Annotated in this window: 13 protein-coding genes; 6 read left to right on the top strand and 7 right to left on the bottom strand. The window is 67.9% G+C overall.

Annotated elements, in window-relative coordinates:
* Positions 1 to 16: 16 nt before the first annotated feature.
* The 6 genes from VGV58_RS13125 to VGV58_RS13100 all read right to left on the bottom strand — a co-directional run bounded on the left by VGV58_RS13125 (position 17) and on the right by VGV58_RS13100 (position 7,893).
* Positions 17 to 1,561: an AMP-binding protein gene (locus VGV58_RS13125; RefSeq protein WP_326874462.1), complete on the bottom strand. Its 1,545-nt coding sequence runs from the start codon at positions 1,559 to 1,561 to the stop codon at positions 17 to 19.
* Positions 1,554 to 2,096, bottom strand: a complete 543-nt coding sequence (locus VGV58_RS13120; RefSeq protein WP_326874461.1) for a (2Fe-2S)-binding protein — start codon at positions 2,094 to 2,096, stop codon at positions 1,554 to 1,556. The genes VGV58_RS13125 and VGV58_RS13120 overlap by 8 nt, the downstream gene beginning before the upstream one ends.
* Positions 2,084 to 2,911 carry an FAD binding domain-containing protein gene (locus tag VGV58_RS13115; protein WP_326874460.1) on the bottom strand — a complete coding sequence of 276 codons (828 nt, stop codon included), beginning with the start codon at positions 2,909 to 2,911 and terminating at the stop codon, positions 2,084 to 2,086. Before VGV58_RS13115 ends, VGV58_RS13120 begins: the two co-directional genes overlap by 13 nt.
* Entirely contained in the window at positions 2,908 to 5,850 is a 2,943-nt protein-coding gene (locus tag VGV58_RS13110) for a xanthine dehydrogenase family protein molybdopterin-binding subunit (RefSeq protein ID WP_326874459.1), read from the bottom strand. Before VGV58_RS13110 ends, VGV58_RS13115 begins: the two co-directional genes overlap by 4 nt.
* Before the next feature lie 294 nt (positions 5,851 to 6,144).
* Complete coding sequence (locus tag VGV58_RS13105; RefSeq protein WP_326874458.1) at positions 6,145 to 6,990, bottom strand: AraC family transcriptional regulator; 846 nt, start codon at positions 6,988 to 6,990, stop codon at positions 6,145 to 6,147.
* A 123-nt stretch (positions 6,991 to 7,113) separates the two neighbouring features.
* The gene (locus VGV58_RS13100) at positions 7,114 to 7,893 is read right to left on the bottom strand and encodes an SDR family NAD(P)-dependent oxidoreductase (RefSeq protein ID WP_326874457.1); all 780 of its coding nucleotides are present in this window, start codon (positions 7,891 to 7,893) and stop codon (positions 7,114 to 7,116) included.
* Positions 7,894 to 8,020: 127 nt separating this feature from the next.
* Between VGV58_RS13100 and VGV58_RS13095 the strand changes: the two genes are divergently transcribed.
* From VGV58_RS13095 to VGV58_RS13070, 6 genes are all read left to right on the top strand, one after another.
* Positions 8,021 to 9,280: an ABC transporter substrate-binding protein gene (locus VGV58_RS13095; RefSeq protein WP_326874456.1), complete on the top strand. Its 1,260-nt coding sequence runs from the start codon at positions 8,021 to 8,023 to the stop codon at positions 9,278 to 9,280.
* Between the two features lie 113 nt (positions 9,281 to 9,393).
* Positions 9,394 to 10,284 (top strand): carbohydrate ABC transporter permease, encoded by an 891-nt coding sequence (locus tag VGV58_RS13090; protein WP_326874455.1) that lies wholly within the window; start codon positions 9,394 to 9,396, stop codon positions 10,282 to 10,284.
* A complete protein-coding gene (locus VGV58_RS13085; protein ID WP_326874454.1) occupies positions 10,277 to 11,137 on the top strand; it encodes a carbohydrate ABC transporter permease in 861 nt (286 codons plus the stop codon). Before VGV58_RS13090 ends, VGV58_RS13085 begins: the two co-directional genes overlap by 8 nt.
* Before the next feature lie 25 nt (positions 11,138 to 11,162).
* A complete protein-coding gene (locus VGV58_RS13080) occupies positions 11,163 to 12,260 on the top strand; it encodes a Gfo/Idh/MocA family protein (protein ID WP_326874453.1) in 1,098 nt (365 codons plus the stop codon).
* A 12-nt stretch (positions 12,261 to 12,272) separates the two neighbouring features.
* The gene (locus tag VGV58_RS13075; RefSeq protein ID WP_326874452.1) at positions 12,273 to 12,917 is read left to right on the top strand and encodes a ThuA domain-containing protein; all 645 of its coding nucleotides are present in this window, start codon (positions 12,273 to 12,275) and stop codon (positions 12,915 to 12,917) included.
* A 126-nt stretch (positions 12,918 to 13,043) separates the two neighbouring features.
* Positions 13,044 to 14,084 (top strand): LacI family DNA-binding transcriptional regulator, encoded by a 1,041-nt coding sequence (locus VGV58_RS13070; RefSeq protein ID WP_326874451.1) that lies wholly within the window; start codon positions 13,044 to 13,046, stop codon positions 14,082 to 14,084.
* A gap of 12 nt (positions 14,085 to 14,096) precedes the next feature.
* Here VGV58_RS13070 and VGV58_RS13065 read toward each other — a convergent pair whose 3' ends face one another.
* Entirely contained in the window at positions 14,097 to 16,448 is a 2,352-nt protein-coding gene (locus VGV58_RS13065) for a xanthine dehydrogenase family protein molybdopterin-binding subunit (protein ID WP_326874450.1), read from the bottom strand.
* Positions 16,449 to 16,536 lie beyond the last annotated feature (88 nt).

The raw sequence follows: 16,536 nt of genomic DNA, 5'->3' as shown, positions 1-16,536 counted from the left end.
GGTTACGGAGTTGGGATCATTCGGCGGCGAGATCGGGCCGCTCGGCCTCGTACTCGCCGGCGACGAGCTGGCGGCGCAGCAGCTTGCCGACCGGCGATTTCGGGATCGCCTTGACGAACTCGTAGCGGCGCGGACGCTTGAAATTGGCGAGGCCGGAGACCTTGCAGTGCCGGTCGAGCTCCTCGGCTGATACGGCCGAGGCGCGCTGCACGAAGGCGACGACGATCTTGCCCCAGCGCTCGTCCGGCAGGCCGACCACGGCGACTTCCGACACTGCCGGGTGCAGCGACAGGCAGCTCTCGATATCGACCGGCGAAACGTTCTCGCCGCCGGTGATGATCATGTCGTCGACGCGGCCGGTGACGAAGAGATCACCGTCCCCGTCGAAATAGCCGGTGTCGCCGGTGAAGTACCAACCGTCGCGCAGCGATTTGGCGTCGGCTTCGGGCCGGCGCCAATAGCCCTCGAAGGCCTCGTCGCTGGCAGCGAGCGCGATGATCTCGCCTTCCTCACCGGGCCGGGCCAGTTCCGTGGCCGAGGCCGCGCCGAGCCGGACCACGCGAATGAGCTGGTTGAGCCCGGCCTTGCCGGCGCAGCCCGGCTTCGCCGCCGCGTTCTGGTCGATGGTGAAGGTGTAGATCTCCGACGAGCCGTAATGGTTGACGAAGAGCTCGGGCTTGAAGGCCTCGGTCAGTTTGCCGAGCAGCCCGTCGGTCATCGGCGCGCCGGCAAAGCCGAGCTTGCGCACCGAGGAGACGTCGCTCCCGGCGAAGCGCGGATGATGGACGACGTCGTGATAGAGCGTCGGCACGAGATAGAGGTTGCTGACGCGCTCGGCCTCGATCAGCTCCAGCGCCCGCGCCGCATCGAAGCGCGGCAGGCAGACGAAGCTGCCCCCGATCAGCGACATCGCCAGCAGCGAGCGCACCCCCATCGTGTGATAGAGCGGCATGACGCCGAGCGTGCATTCACCGTTGCCGTAGAGGTTCTGCGCGACATGGGCGAACGCCGCCATGCGCTCGGCCCGGTGCCGCCGCGGCACCCCCTTCGGCTTGGCCGTGGTGCCGGAGGTGTAGAGCATCAGCGACCAGTCTTCGGCGCCGGCCCGGGGCGTCGCGGTCGGGGCCTCCTTGGCGATCATCTGCGCGAAGCTGAAGTCCGCAGGCCCGGCATCGCTGCCGACCGCTATCCGCGGCAGGCTTGCGGCGAGCATGCTCTCGGCTATGGCAGCGGCGGAGACGGCCTCGAACGCGATCGCTTTGGCGCCGGCATTCTCCAGCACGAAGTCGATCTCGTCCGGCTTCGCCCGCCAGTTGATCGGCGTCATGATCAGCCCGGCGAACTGGCAGGCCCAGTGCAGGCTCGCCGCTTCCCATCGGTTCTGCAGCACCGTAACGAAATGATCGCCGGCCTCGAGCCCGATGCCATCGAAGGCGGCGACGAGCGAGGAGATCCGCGCCAGCCATTGCGCGTAGCTCAGGCGGACCTCGCCATCGACGATGGCGAGCGCGTCGGGGTTGCGCGCCACGCTGGCAGTGAAGCTGGTCCCGAGGTCAAACATCGAGGGATTCCAAGGCGATGGTCTGGGCAGGTGTCTGGGATTGCCGGCGCAGCTCGGCAGCGGCCTCGCGCGCGGCGGCGATGATCGGGGTGTAGCCGGTGCAGCGGCAGAGATGCCCACCGACGACCTCGCGCAGTTCCTGCTCGCTCGGCTCCGGCTGCTCGCGCAGGAAGGCGTCGAGCGAAATCAGGATGCCGGCGGTGCAGAAGCCGCATTGCAATGCGTGGTGACGCCGGAAGGCGGCCTGCAGCACCGAAAGGCGGTCCTGTGCTGGCGCCAGCCCTTCGACCGTGGTGACCTCCCGGCCTTCGAGCTGGACGGCGAGCGTCAGGCAGGCGCGCGCCGGTGCCCCATCGATCAGGATGGTGCAGGCGCCGCAGACGCCATGCTCGCAGCCGACATGGGTGCCGGTCGCGCCGAGGCCGTGGCGCAGCGCGTCGGTCGCGAGCAGGCGCGGCTCGGCTTCGACCGAGACCGGCTTGCCGTTCAGTGTGAAGCCGACGGTGTGGCGGGTGGCGGCGCTCAGGCGAGGCATCGGCCGGCCTCCTCGATCGTGCTGCGGCCGAGCGTGCGGACGAGGTCGCGGCGCAGCCTGGCGCTGGCATGCAGGTCCTCGCGCGCGTCGAGTTCCCAGGCGAAGGCGTTGAGCGCATCGTCGAGCGCCGAACCGTCCAGGCGCGGCCAGCTTCGACGCTCCGACTTGTCGGCGACACCGGCGACGGCGAGATGGATTTGCCCGGCCTCGACCATCGCGGCGCAGCCGACGATGGCGAAGTCGCCATGCCGGCGCGCCACCTCGTTGAACGCGTAGCCGGTGCCCGGCCTGGCGGCGGGGAAAGCGACGGCCTCGATCAGCTCGTCATCGGCTTTGTCGGTCACCATCATGCCGGAGAAGAAGTCGGCCGCCTTGAGCACCCGGCGCTTGCGGCGCGAGCGCAGGCGGACCTCGCCGTCGAGCGCGACCAGACAGAGCGGGATCTCGGCGCTGGGATCAGCATGGGCTGCCGAGCCGCAGACCGTGCCGCGCGCCCGGGTCTGGTAGTGGCCGAGCCAGGGCAGGGCGGCGGCCAGCAGCGGCTGCTCGCTCGCAAGGCCCGGTCGCTGCAACAGCGCCGCCTGCCGCACGCCGGCCGGCACGACGATCATCGCGCCCTCGCGCCGGACCTCGCCGAGCCCGGCAACGCCCATGATGTCGATGAGCAGAGCGGGCTTGGCGAGCCGCATGTTCAGCATCGGCAGCAGCGACTGGCCGCCGGCGATAATGCGCGCCTCGGAGCCATGCTCGGCGAGTGCCGCCAGGGCTTCGTCGAGGCTGCCGACGCGCAGATAATCGAAGGGCGCGGGCTTCATACGCGCCTCCCGAACAAGCGGGCGAGCAGGCCGGGCCTGCCCGGCGATGCCTTGCGCGCCAGCGCCGCGAAGAACTGACCGATGATCGCCTTGGCGGCGCCGTCGAGCAGGCGCCCGCCGATCGCCGCGACCTTGCCACCGACAGCGGCCTCATAGGCGTAGCCGATCACGGTCCCGCCGGCGCCGTCCGGCGTCAGCGTCACGCGGCCGAAACCGCCGCCGGTGCCGAGCGCGCCGGAGACCGAGCCGGTCAATGTCGCGGCCCGGGGCTCGTCGAGGTCGGAGAGCTTGATCTCGGCCTTGTAGCGTCCCTTTACCGGGCCGACGCCGAGCGTGACATCGGCCTTGAAATGCGTCTCGGACAGCTTCTGCACGCCATGGCAGCCGGGAATGATCGAGGCCAGCGTGTCGACGTCGAGCAGCATCGTCCAGATCGCCTCGGGCGCCGCCGCGACCCTGGCCTCGCCTTCGCCGCGCAGGCTGCGATCGCCCGCCCTCGCGGCAGGCGCAGCGGCGCGGCTGGTCGCCGGCCGGGCCGGCTCGGGTTCGGCGGCGAGCGCCGCGAGCCTGGCGGGGGTCAGCGGCAGGTTGATATCGGAGACGCCGAGCGCATCGGCGACCGCATTCGCCAGGCAGACCGGCGTCGACATGCAGTTGCCTTCGCCGACGCCCTTCGTGCCGAGCGGCGTGAAGGGCGACGGCGTCTCGATGTGCAGGATCTCGATGTCCGGCGTCTCGGTCGCGGTCGGCAGCAGGTAGTCGGCGAAGGTGCCGGTCAGGAAGGCGCCGTCCTCGGCATAGGCGAGCTCCTCGTAGAAGGTCGCGCCGAGGGCTTGGGCGAAGCCGCCGCGGATCTGCCCCTCGACCATGCCGGGATGCAGCACGCGTCCGCAGTCATGCATGGTGACGTAGCGGTCGATCCGCGCCTTGCCATTGGCCGGATCGACCTCGACGCCGGCCATGTCGAAGATGAAGCCATGGCAGAGCGAGGAGTTGATCTCGTCGCCCTCGCTCGGCGCGGTGAGCTGCGGCGGCGCCCAGAAGGCGGTCTCGCGGATGGTCTGATCGACGCCCTCAGGCAGCAGCGCCGGCGACCAATGGCAGAGTGCCGCGATCCGGCCGAACGGGATGGTCTTGTCCGGGTGGCCCTTGGCGAAGATCGCGCCGCCCGCGAAGCCGATCTGCCCGGCTTTAGCCTTGAGCTGGTCCGCGGCGATCAAGGCGAGCTTGTCCCGCAGCCGGGTCGCGGCGAGATGGGCCGCGCCGGCCACCGCCGCGGCGAAGCGGCTGGAATAATTGCCGGAGGCGATCGACCAGGCATCCTTGCCGGTGTCGAGATCGGCCACGACCCTGATCTCACGATGCGGCAGGCCGAAGATGTCGGCGACGACCTGCGCCAGCACGGTGCGATGGCCCTGGCCCTGCGGCGTCGAGGCGACATGGACGCTGACCGAGCCGACCGGGTCGATCGAGACCGTCGCCGTCGCCTGCGCGCCGTTCTTCGGCCCGGCCTTGCGCCGCTCCTCAGCGGTCAGCACGGTGGTGATGTAGCCCATATTCGAGACGCTGGGCTCGACCGCGGCGGCAAAGCCGATGCCGTAATGCCTGCCGGCGGCCCGCGCCGCGTCGCGACGCTGTTCGAGCTCGGCGAGGTGGCCGGCGACGGCCTGCTCGATCGCCGCCTGGTAGTCGCCGGAATCGTAGAGCGCGCCGGTCGCGGTGCGATAGGGGAAGGCATCGGCTGGGATCAGGTTCCGGCGGATGACGTCGAGCGGATCGAGCTGCAATTCAACGGCGATGCGCTGCATCAGCCGCTCCAGCGCGAAATAGACCTGCGGGCCGCCGAAGCCGCGCACCAGTCCGGTCGGCGCCTTGTTGGTCAGGACGACGCGGTTGCGCATCGCGACATGCCGGATGTCATAGGCGCCGGTCATGTTGCCGTGCATCCGGTAGAGCGTCGCCGGCTCCGGGGCGCGCGGATAGGCGCCGCAATCCTCGATCTGGTCCCAGTCGAGCGCGCTGATCCGCCCCTGAGCGGAGATCGCAGCCTTCAGCGTGGTGACGCGATTGGTCGCCGCCACCGCAGCGCCAAGGTGCTCGAGCCGGTCCTCGATCCATTTCACCGGTCGCCCGGCGATGCGGGCGGCGACGCCGATCAGGACGGCATAGGGCGCAACGCCCTGCTTGACGCCGAAGCTGCCGCCGGAATCCGGCGGCATGCGCAGCCGCAGGCGGTTGCCCGGGACCTTCAACGCGCGCGCCAGCACGGTATGGATGCTGAACGGGCCCTGGAAATTGGCGAGGATGTCGTAGACGTCCTCATGCGGGTCGTAGTCGGCGAGGACGCCGAAGGTCTCCATCGGCGAGCCGGTATTGCGCGGATAGGCGATGCTGACCGAGATCGTGTGCGCGGCTGCGGCGAAGGCGGCTGCAGGTTCGCCATAGCGGAAGCGCCGATCGCTGACGAGGTTGGCACCGGCCTTCTCATGCAGGACGGGGGCTCCCTCGCCCATGCTGGCGATGGGATCGACGACCGCCTTCAGCGGCTTGTACGTGATCTCGATCGCGTCGAGCGCATCCTCGGCGAGATAGCGGCTCTCGGCCACCGCGATCGCGACGGGCTCGCCGACATAGCGCACGCGCTCGACGGCCATCGGCCAGTTCTCGGCGGCGATCTTCAACCCGGCGACCATCGGCGTGGTCAGCTTGGCAAGGTCGCGCCCGGTGACGATCGCCACGACGCCCGGCAGCGCGGCGGCGGCCTTGGTCTCGATCGAGAGGATGTCGGCATGGGCGTGCGGCGAACGCAGGATCGCGGCGTGCAGCGTGCCCGGCCTGGTGCCGAGATCATCGATGAAACGTCCGCGACCAGTCAGCAGGGCGGCGTCCTCGACGCGCTCCACGGACTGACCCGTCCACGAAATGGTTTCAGCCTTCACCAGCGTTCGGCTCCCAGGAGGCGCTCTTACGGAGGCGCCTCACGGGATGAATCGGTCATTGGCCAGCCGGGTTCGATCCCGCCCAGTCTCGCGACTTACCGAAAAGTCTCAAATTCGAAGGATTGGCCCTAGTGGAACGAATTTGACATTTGCCTCCGGCCCGACATCACGCGGGGAGCAAATGTCAAATTCAAGGGTTCCACTAGAAAATCAGCTAGTTGCTAGTGGCCCTCTTTGATTCCGGCATTCGCTCCACGCCCTATATAGAGGGATGCGAATGCCGGAATCAGACCACTAGCGACCCAGCCGCGCCACGCTGCGGAACTCGCTCGGTGCCACCGAGCAATGGTCGCGGAAGAAGCGGGTGAAGTGTGCCGGCGCGCTGAAGCCGAGCCGGTCGCCGATCGCGCTGAAGCTCTCATCACCGTCGACGACAGCGCCGACCGCGAGCTCGACCTTCAGCACATTGAGGAAGACATGCGGCGTCACGCCGGTCGAGGTCTCGAACATCCGGAAGAAGTGAGCCCGCGACAGGCCGGCCTCGCTGGCCAGCCGCTCGATCGAGAGCGGCGCGGCGGGATCGGAGCGCATCAGCGAGATCGCCCGGCGCACCCTGAAATCGACCGCGCTCGAACGCGCGATCTCGCGCAGCGAGGCGCCAATCGAGCGCCAGGGCGTGAAGCGCTCGATCACGGCGATCATCAGTTCCGAAAGCAGCTCCTCCTGGCGGCGGCTGGCGCCGGGCTCGTGCACCATCTCCGCGGCGAGGTCGAGCGCGGTCTGGCGGATATGGGCGCTGACTTCGCCGGCGGAGTGCTCGAAGAAGCCGGGCGAGCCGCTCGCCGCCCAGTTCGGCCGGAAGCTGCGCAGCCACTCCGGCTCGATATAGAGCGCCAGGATCAGCGCGTTCTTGCGCGAGGGATCATGGACATAGGCATGGGTCTCCCAGGCATTGACCAGCACTGCGAGATCATCCGTCAGCGGCGCGACATGGTCCCCGACCAGGAACTGCGTGTCGTCGCCATCGACCTTGAGCAGGACATGGCAATGCGGATGCGCGTGCCGGACGAGGCTGCGATCCATGTCGAGCAGCGCCACCCGGCCGAAAGCTCCGTGCGCGATGCGCAGGGCATCCGACATGCCGTTTCCTCACCCAGTATCGTGTCATAGGGCGGCCAACCGCCTAAACGAAGATATTGGACGGCCGGCAAACGTCTTTCAAGGCGGCCCGGGCCGGCCGCTTTGTCGCGGGTGCCGCAGACTTCAGACCCAGCCGCCGTCGACGACATAGTGCTGGTTGGTGCAGGCGCCCGCCTCCTCCGAGGCGAAGAACAGCGTCGCGCGGGCGATGTCCTCGGGCACCAGCCGGCGCTTCAGGCATTGTCGGCGCATCAATTCGGCCTCGCTCTCCGGCGTCAGCCACAGGTCGATCTGGCGCTGGGTCATGATCCAGCCCGGCGCGATCGCGTTGACGCGGATATTGTGCTCGCCGAAATCGCGCGCCAGTGAGCGCGTCAGCCCGAGCACGGCCGATTTCGCCGCCGTATAGGCCGGCATGCCGCCCTGGCCGATCATCCAGGAGGTCGAGCCGAAATTGACGATCGCGCCGCCTTTCCGCGCGATCATGTCGGGCAGCACCGCCTGCGCCGCGAAGAACTGATGCTTCAGGTTCACCGCCATGCGCTCGTCCCAGTATTCGGGCGTGACCTCCAGCGTATCGTGACGCTCGTCATGCGCGGCGTTGTTGATCAGGATATCGATCGGCCCGAGAGCAGCCCGGATCGCGGCGATCGCCTGGCGCAGCGCGGCGATATCGGTCAGGTCGGCGCGCTCGAAATGCACCCTCGCGCCGGCGGCGTTGAGTTCTGTGGCAATGGCGCGGGACTCCACCTCCTTCAGGTCGATGAAGCCGACCTTCGCGCCTTGCCGGGCAAAGGCGCGCACGATCGCCTCGCCGATGCCTGAGCCACCGCCCGTGACCAGCACCACCTTGCCCGCAAGATCGGGATAAATCGCACCCGCCAAGACCGCCTCCCTCGTCATCGCCGCGCATGGGCCGCAGCGCCCGGATTCGCATAGCATCAGAATTTGAGTTGCGCACCTCAAATTCTGAGGTTAGCGTTCCCGTCAATCAACGGCCCACCAGTGGCCGAAACCCGGGAGGATCGTCATGGCTCGTTTCAAAGGCCTGCTCGTCGGCGCCGTCGCCCTCGCCTTCAGCACAGACGCGGCCCTGGCCCAGACCACCGTCAAATGGCTGCACATCGAGGCCAACCCGGTCGTGGTGAAGCTCTGGGAGGAGGTGGCGCGGGAGTTCGAGGCGAAGAACCCCGGCGTGAAGGTCGAGATGCAGTATCTCGAGAACGAGGCCTACAAGGCCAAGGCGCCGACGCTGCTGCAGTCCAGGGACAGGCCGCACATCATCTACAGCTGGGCCGGCGGCGTGCTGAAGTCGCAGGTCGAGGCCGGCGTCCTCGAGGACCTCACCCCGGCATTGCAGGGCTACAAGGACAATCTCTCCCAGAGCGCGGTCGACGCCTTCACGGTCGACGGCAAGATCTACGGCGTGCCCTATGGCGTCTCGCAGGTCGGCTTCATGGCCAACAAGGACTTGCTGGCCAAGGCCGGCGTCGATGCCGGCAAGGTCGCGAGCTATGACGACTTCCTCGACGCGGTGAAGAAGCTCAAGGCCGCCGGCATCACGCCGCTCGCGGTCGGCGGCGCCGACAAATGGCCGGTGCATTTCTACTGGACGCATCTGGCCGTGCGCCTCGGCGGCAAGGGCGCGATGCAGGCGGCTCTGAAGGGGCAGGATGGCGGCTTCGAGGGCGAAACCTTCCAGAAATCCGGCGAGCTGTTCAAGCAGCTCGTCGATCTCCAGCCCTACCAGAACGGTTTCCTCGGCTTCAAAAGCCAGCAGGCCATCGGCCATTTCGGCGATGGCAAGGCGGCGATGCTGCTCGCCATCTCCAGCTTCTACCACACCCAGAAGGTCTTCGCCGTCGACAAGACCGGCGTGCCCGACGACAAGCTCGCCTGGATCAATTTCCCGGCCGTTCCCGGCGGCAAGGGCCAGCCGGGCGACACGCTGGGCGGGATCAATGGCTGGCTCGTCACCAAGGGCGCGCCGAAGGAGGCAGTCGCCTTCCTGAAACACTTCGTCAGCGCCGAGCCGCAGAAGCGCCTCGCCGCCGGCAACTTCATCGTGCCGGTCTACAAGGGCGCCGAAGCGGGGCTCGGCAGCGCCTTCATGCGCAACATCGCCCAGAACATCGCCAACTCGACCTACCACCAGAACTTCTACGATCAGGATCTCGGCCCCTCCGTCGGCCGGGTCGTCAACGACGCAACCACCGAGATCGCCGCCGGCACGATGACGCCGAAGCAGGCGGCCAAGGCGATCCAGGACGCCTTCCGCCAGGGCAACTGACGACAAGCGAGGACGCGGGGGCGTGGCACGCCCTCTCGCCGATCGAAGCGCCGGACGGCGGATGGTCTTCCGCCGGCGACCTCCCCTGCCCGCCATCATCGCGCGAGGTGAACATGGCTGCGCTCGCCGGACGCAGAGTCGCCGATGTCGGCAAGCTCTCGACCATCCTGCTGTTCCTGCCGCCAGCGCTGCTGCTGTTCACGCTGTTCGTGGTGCTGCCGGTCGGCGAGGCCGCCTGGTACTCGGGCTTCAACTGGAACGGCTTCGGCAAGCCGACCAACTGGATCGGCCTCGACAATTACCGCTTCGTCTTCGACAACCGCGCCTTCGGCACCGCCTTCAGGAACAACCTGCTGATCATCGCAGTCTCGCTGGTGATCCAGCTGCCGCTGGCGCTCTCGCTCGCGATCATCCTGGCCGACCGCTTCCGCGGCTCGGTGGCGCTGCGGATGGTGTTCTTCCTGCCCTATATCCTGGCGGAGATCGCCACCGGCCTGATCTTCAGCTTCGTCTATGACGGCGACTACGGCCTGCTGGCAGCGATCTACAAGAGCTTCGGGGCGCAGGCGCCGCATCTGCTGGCCAGCCCGCAGACGGCCTTCGCCGCCATCCTCGTCGTCGTCGTGTGGAAGTATTTCGGCTTCCACATGATGCTGTTCATCGCGGCGCTGCAGACCATCGACCGTTCCATGCTGGAGGCGGCCAGGATCGACGGCGCCAGCCGCTGGCAGAGCCTGCGCTATGTCGTCATCCCCGCTCTGGCGCCAACCATCCGGCTCTCGGTCTTCTTCGCCATCGTCGGCTCGCTGCAGCTCTTCGACCTGGTGATGCCGCTGACGCGCGGCGGCCCCTCGGACTCCTCCCACACTATGGTGAGCTTCCTCTACACCTTCGGGATCACGCGCATGCGTGTCGGCTTCGGCAGTGCCGTCGGCGTCATCCTGTTCCTGATCTGCGTGGTGTTCGCCTTCACCTACAAGCGCTGGATCATGCGCGATGAGTGAGCCCGCCCCCACCACCGCATTCAGCGAAGATGGCTTCAGCCCCGCCGCTGTCGGCAAGGCGCTCTATCTCCTCGCCATCGTCCTGTTCGTGATGACGCCGCTGGTTGCCACCGTCCTCGGCGGCTTCAAGTCGCTCGGCGAATTGCGGACCAACCCGTTCGGGCTGCCGAGCGTCTGGGAGTGGAGCAACTACGCCGACATCCTGCTGTCGCGGCGCTACTGGCAGCTCCTCGGCAACTCCTTCGTCATCGCAATGCTGACCGTGGTGCTGACGCTGATCTGCGCTTCGATGGCCGCCTTCGTCTTCGCCCATCTGCACTTCTTCGGCCGCGACATGCTGCTGAACTATCTGACGATGGGCCTGCTCTTCCCGGCCGCCACCGCGATCCTGCCGATGTTCATCAAGGTGCGCGATCTCGGCCTGCTCGACAGCCATATGGGCGTCGTCCTGCCCCAGGTCGCCTTCGCGCTGGCGATGAGCATCCTGCTGCTGCGGCGCTTCTTCAAGGACCTGCCGACCGAGCTGCTGGAAGCCGCCCTCGTCGATGGCTGCTCCTATCCAAAATTCTTCCGCTACGTGACGCTGCCGCTGTCACGCCCGATCCTGGCGACGGTCGGCACCATCACCTTCGTGCACAGCTGGAACGCTTATCTGATCCCGCTGGTGATGCTGAACAGCGACAGCCTCTACCCCTGGCCGCTCGGCATCATGGTCTACCAGGGCGAATATTCGACCGAGTGGCACCTGATCCTCGCCTTCATCACCCTCACCATCCTGCCCACCATCATCCTCTTCCTCTTCGCCCAGAAGCACATCGTCGCCGGCCTGACCGCCGGCGCGGTGAAAGGCTGAGCACCCGTCTATCAAGGAGCGTCCCATGCGAAAGATCGGCGTCGGCATCATCGGATGCGGCAATATCTCGACGAAATACATGACGGCGATGCAGCAGTTCTCGACCATCGAGCTGCGCGCCGTCGCCGACATGCGCACCGCGCCGGCCGAAGCGCGCGGCGCCGAGTTCGGCGTCCCGGCGATGCGGGTCGACCAGCTCCTGAAGCGCGACGACGTCGAGATCGTCGTCAACCTGACCGTGCCGCTGGCCCATACCGATGTCAGCCTCGCTGCGCTGCGGGCCGGCAAGCACGTCCATTCCGAGAAGCCGCTCGGCGTCAACGTCGCCGAAGCCCGCAAGGTCATGGACCTTGCCCAGGAGAAGGGCCTGCGTGTCGGCTCGGCCCCCGACACCTTCCTCGGCGGCGGCCACCAGACCGCCCGCAAGCTGATCGACGACGGCGCGATCGGCAAGGCCGTCGCCGGCAACGCCTTCTTCGGCTGCCCCGGCCATGAGCGCTGGCATCCGGCACCGGGCTTCTATTATCTGCGCGGCGGCGGGCCGATGCTCGACATGGGTCCCTATTACATCACCGACCTCGTCAACCTGCTCGGACCGATCGCCTCGGTCGTCGGTTTCGCGACGCGGCCGAAGGCCGAGCGCCTGGTCACCAGCCAGCCGATGAACGGCACGCTGATCCCGGTCGAGGTCGCGACCCATGTCACCGGCGTGCTCGAATTCGTCTGCGGCGCCGTCGTCTCGATCACCATGAGCTTCGATGTGCCCAAGCATAGCCACCGTCCGATCGAGATCTATGGCTCCGACGGCAGCTTGTCCGTGCCTGACCCGAACCGCTTCGGCGGCGAGGTCCTGGTCGCCAAGGCCGGCGGCGATTGGGAAGCGCGGGCGCTCAGCCACGGCAACAGCGAGGGCGAGTTCCGCTCGATCGGCGTCGCCGACATGGCTGCGGGCCTCCTTTCCGGACGGCCGCACCGGGCCAGCGGCGCGCTGGCGCTGCATGTGCTCGAAGCGATGGAAGCCTTCCAGATCGCCTCCGACGAGGGGCGACGCGTCACGCTTGCAACCACGGTCGAGCGGCCAGCCATGCTGCCGCCCGGCCTGCCCACCGGCACTCTGGATTGAACGGGGATCGACATGACAAGGACTGCGCTGATCGTCTGGGGCGGCTGGAACGGCCATGACCCCGACCTCTGCAGCTCGATGATCCGGGGCTGGCTGAAGGCGGAAGGGTTCGACGTTCGCGTCGAGACCGCGACCTCCGTCTTCCTCGATCCCGCGATCCGCGACTATTCGCTGATCGTGCCGATCTACACGATGTCGAAGATCGAGAAGCCGGAGGCTGCCGCTCTGTGCGAGGCGGTCGCCGGCGGCGTCGGCCTCGCCGGCCATCATGGCGGCATGGGCGACGCCTTCCGCGACGCCGTCGACTACCAGTTCATGTGCGGCGGCCAATGGGTCGCCCATCCCGGCGGCATCATCGACTACACCGTCGACATCACCCGCCCGGACGATCCGCTGATGCAGGGCATCGCCAGCTTCGAGCATCGCTCGGAGCAGTATTACATGCATGTCGACCCGGCCAACGAGGTGCTGGCGACCACGACCTTCACCGGCGAGCACGCGCCCTGGATCGACGGGGTGGTGATGCCGGTGGTCTGGCGCAAGCGCTACGGCAAGGGGCGGGTGTTCTATTCCTCGCTCGGCCACCGTGCCTATGAGCTCGACGTGCCGGAGATCCGCACGATCATGACGCGCGGCCTGCTCTGGGCGGCGCGCTGATATTGGGGCGCCAGGCTGGCCGAACGGCTGGACTTAAGCCCCCCGCAAATGCCAAGGCCTGCGCTGCGAGACAGGGTGAAAGCCGAATCCGAGGCGCAGATGCGAGGAGAATTCGTGGAGGACGCGGTGGATCGAAGCCGGATCCCGATCAGGCGGGCGACGCTGGAGGATGTGGCGCGCGAGGCAGGCGTCTCGCTCGCCACGGCCGACCGGGTCGTGAACCAGCGCGAGGGGGTCCGTGCCAAGACCGTCGAGAACGTCAGGCGCGCCATCGCCAAGCTCGACTACCGGGCCAATCCGGCAGCGGCGCGGCTGGCGCGCGGCCAGTCCTTCCGCTTCGCCTTCATCCTGCCCTCCAGCACCAACGCCTTCATGGCCGGGCTGATGCAGCAGGTGCGCCGGATCAGCGACTGGCTGGAGCCGCAGAACGCCTTCGTCGACATCCTGCAGCTCGACGTCTTCGATCCCGAGGCGCTGGCGAGCGGGCTTGCCGGCCTCGCCGATCATTTCCATGGCGTCGCCACGGTGGCGCTCGACCATCCCAAGGTCCGCGCCGCCATCGACGATCTCGTCGCGCACGGCATTCCCGTCGTCACCCTGGTCTCGGACGCTCCGACCTCCCGCCGCGCCCATTATGTCGGCATCGACAATCCGGCGGCGGGGCGCACCAGCGCCTCGCTGATGGGCCGCTTCCTCGGCGGCCGCAGCGGCAAGGTCGGCGTCATCCTCGGCTCGATGTCGCTGCGCGACCATGTCGAGCGGCTCTACGGCTTCCAGCAGGTGCTCTCCGGCGAGTATCCCGGCCTGACCCTGCTGCCGGTGCTGGAGGGGCGCGACCAGAGCGAGCGCAACGAGGCGGCGGTGGCGAGGCTCCTCGCCGAGCATCCCGACCTGATCGGGCTCTACAATATCGGCGCCGGCAATGAAGGCATCGTCGCCGCACTGGAGGCTGCCGACAGGCCGCTGGTCTTCATCGCGCATGAGCTGACCGAGGCGACGCGGCGCGGCCTGCTCTCCGGCACCGTCGCGGCCGTGATCAACCAGGACCCTGGCCACGAGGCGCGCTCCGCCGCACGCCTGCTGATGGCGGAGGCTGCCGGCGAGCCGATCCTGCTCGACCAGGAGCGCATCCGCATCGAGATCTTCCTGCGCGATAATATGAGCTGAAGCGCCGCCGCCTCAGCCCCGCGCGTGAATGCTCTTCCAGATCGCGAGCGGCGTCGCCGGCATGTCGAGATGGCGCACGCCATGCGGCGCGAGCGCATCGACCACCGCATTCATCACCGAGGGCAGCGAGCCCGCGCAGCCGGCCTCGCCGCAGCCCTTGGCGCCGACCCTGTTGGTCGCGGTCGGAACGCCGCGGCTGGCGAAGGAGAAGAACGGCACGTCCGCGGCGCGCGGCAGCGCATAATCCATGAAGGAGCCGGTCATGAGCTGGCCGGCCTCGTCATAGACGGTCATCTCGTAGAGCGCCTGGCCGATCCCCTGGACGACGCCGCCATGCAGCTGGCCTTCGACGATCAGCGGGTTCACCACCACCCCGAAATCGTTGACCATGACATAGCTGGCGATCTCGACCACCCCGGTCTCAGGGTCGATCTCGACCTCGGCGATGTGGCAGCCATTCGGATAGGCCGAGGGCGCTGCCTTGAAGACATGGTCGACGTCGAGGCTCTGCGGCAGGTCGGCCGGCAGAGACGCGCTCGTCCGCAAGGTCTCGGCGAGCTGCATGATGCCGATGGCGCGATCGGTCCCGGCGATCCGGAACTGGCCGGCCACGAACTCGATATCGGCGGCGGCGGCCTCCAGGACATGGGCCGCCAGGAGCTTGCCCTTCTCGATCACCAGCTCGCTCGCCTCGATGATCGCCGAGCCGCTCGCCATCACCGATTTCGAGCCGCCGGTGCCGCCGCCGGCGATCAGCCGGTCGCTGTCGCCCTGGAACAGGCGGATCTTGTCGAAGGGCACGCCGAGCTGGCTCGACAGAATCTGGGCGAAGGGCGTCCAGTGGCCCTGCCCGTAATCGAGCGTCCCGGTGACGATGGTGACGCTGCCATCGGCTTCGAAATGCAGGCCGCCCATCTCGTTGGTCGGCGGCGCGGTCACCTCGAGATAGCAGCCGATGCCGCGGCCGCGCAGCTTGCCGGCCTTGCGGCTCTGCCGCTGCCGCGCCGCATAGCCCTTCCAGTCGGCAGCTTCGAGCGCTTGCGCGAACAGGGCCGGGAAATCGCCGCTGTCGTAGACCGTCCCGATCGGCGTGGTCCAGGGCAGCTGCGCCGGCTTGACCAGATTGCGGCGCCTCAATTCGGCGCTGTCGATGCCCATCTCCCGGGCGGCGGTATCGATCAGCCGCTCCATGAAATAATTGCCCTCGGGCCGCCCGGCGCCGCGATAGGCGCCAATCGGCGGTGTATTGGTCACGGCGCATTTCGCGAGAACCTCGACCAGCGGCGTGCGGTACATGCCGACGCTGTTCTTGCCGATGTTCAGGCTCGCCATCATCGGCCCGACCGGCGAGAGATAGCCGCCCATATTGCCGATGCCGGTGAAGCGCGTCGCCAGGAAACGGCCGCGCGCATCGAGCGCGAGCTCGGCCTCGAACACCATGTCGCGGCCGTGATGGTCGGCGACGAAGCTTTCCGAGCGCTGGTCGGTCCATTTCACCGGCTTCTTCAGCAGGCGCGCCGCGTGCAGCAGCGCCACATGCTCGGGGAAGACCGAGGCCTTCATGCCGAAGGAGCCGCCGACATGGCCGGTGACCAGCCGCATCTTCGCAGCCGGCACGCCCATCGCCGCCGCGAGATTGTTGCGCAGGCCGAAGACGCCCTGGCTCGGCGCATGCAGCGTGTAGCGGCCGGCCTTGCGGTCATAGCTTGCGATCGCCGAGCGCGGCTCGATCGGATTGACGACGACGCGGTTGTTGACGATCCGCAGCCGGGCGACATGGGCCGCCCCGGCGAAGGCGGCGGCAACCTTCCCGGCATCGCCGGACTGGTAGTCGAGAACGAGATTGCCCGGCACCTCGTCATAGAGAAGCGGCGCGCCGGGGGCGAGCGCCTCCTCGCCGGAGGTGACGGCAGGCAGGACCTCGATGTCGAGCGCGACCGCCTCGGCCGCATCGCGCGCCTGAAGTGCCGTGCGGGCGACGACGACAGCAACGGGATCGCCGGCGAAGCGGACCTTGCCGGTCGCCAGCGCCATGCGGACCGGCTTGCGGATCGGCGTGCCGTCGCGGTTGGGCAGGTCGATCTGGCAGCGCAGCGGGCCATAGCCCTGGCCCTCGAGATCGGCGCCCGTATAGACCGCCACCACACCCTTCATCGCCGTCGCAGCCGACGTATCGATGCCGTTGAGCAGGCCATGCGCATGCGGGCTGCGGACGAAGGCGGCATAGAGCTGTCCGTCCAGCGAAAGATCGTCGGTATAGCGCCCCTCGCCGCGCACGAGGATCGGATCCTCCTTGCGCGGCACGGGCTGGCCGATTCCGAACGACGCCGAGGAAAGCTCGGCAGGAGCTGCGCGCATGTTCATGACGAGGCACCACGATGGGATGTTGGCCGATCGACGAGCGATCCCGCTGCAGAGGGCAGAGCGGTTTGCCTGCCTGATTGTCACATGA

Source organism: Allobosea sp. (assembly GCF_035944895.1).
Lineage (GTDB): Bacteria > Pseudomonadota > Alphaproteobacteria > Rhizobiales > Beijerinckiaceae > Allobosea.
Note: the sequence above shows the minus strand (reverse complement) of the source record. Positions and strands in the feature narration are given on the sequence as shown.

Excerpts from the sequence above, each read along its gene's own strand:
- VGV58_RS13075 (WP_326874452.1), top strand. The coding sequence starts at position 12,273 with ATGACAAGGACTGCGCTGATCGTCTGGGGCGGCTGGAACGGCCATGAC.
- VGV58_RS13115 (WP_326874460.1), bottom strand. The coding sequence starts at position 2,911 with ATGAAGCCCGCGCCCTTCGATTATCTGCGCGTCGGCAGCCTCGACGAA.
- VGV58_RS13095 (WP_326874456.1), top strand. The coding sequence starts at position 8,021 with ATGGCTCGTTTCAAAGGCCTGCTCGTCGGCGCCGTCGCCCTCGCCTTC.
- VGV58_RS13085 (WP_326874454.1), top strand. The coding sequence starts at position 10,277 with ATGAGTGAGCCCGCCCCCACCACCGCATTCAGCGAAGATGGCTTCAGC.
- VGV58_RS13090 (WP_326874455.1), top strand. The coding sequence starts at position 9,394 with ATGGCTGCGCTCGCCGGACGCAGAGTCGCCGATGTCGGCAAGCTCTCG.
- VGV58_RS13100 (WP_326874457.1), bottom strand. The coding sequence starts at position 7,893 with ATGACGAGGGAGGCGGTCTTGGCGGGTGCGATTTATCCCGATCTTGCG.
- VGV58_RS13120 (WP_326874461.1), bottom strand. The coding sequence starts at position 2,096 with ATGCCTCGCCTGAGCGCCGCCACCCGCCACACCGTCGGCTTCACACTG.
- VGV58_RS13105 (WP_326874458.1), bottom strand. The coding sequence starts at position 6,990 with ATGTCGGATGCCCTGCGCATCGCGCACGGAGCTTTCGGCCGGGTGGCG.
- VGV58_RS13065 (WP_326874450.1), bottom strand. The coding sequence starts at position 16,448 with ATGAACATGCGCGCAGCTCCTGCCGAGCTTTCCTCGGCGTCGTTCGGA.
- VGV58_RS13125 (WP_326874462.1), bottom strand. The coding sequence starts at position 1,561 with ATGTTTGACCTCGGGACCAGCTTCACTGCCAGCGTGGCGCGCAACCCC.
- VGV58_RS13080 (WP_326874453.1), top strand. The coding sequence starts at position 11,163 with ATGCGAAAGATCGGCGTCGGCATCATCGGATGCGGCAATATCTCGACG.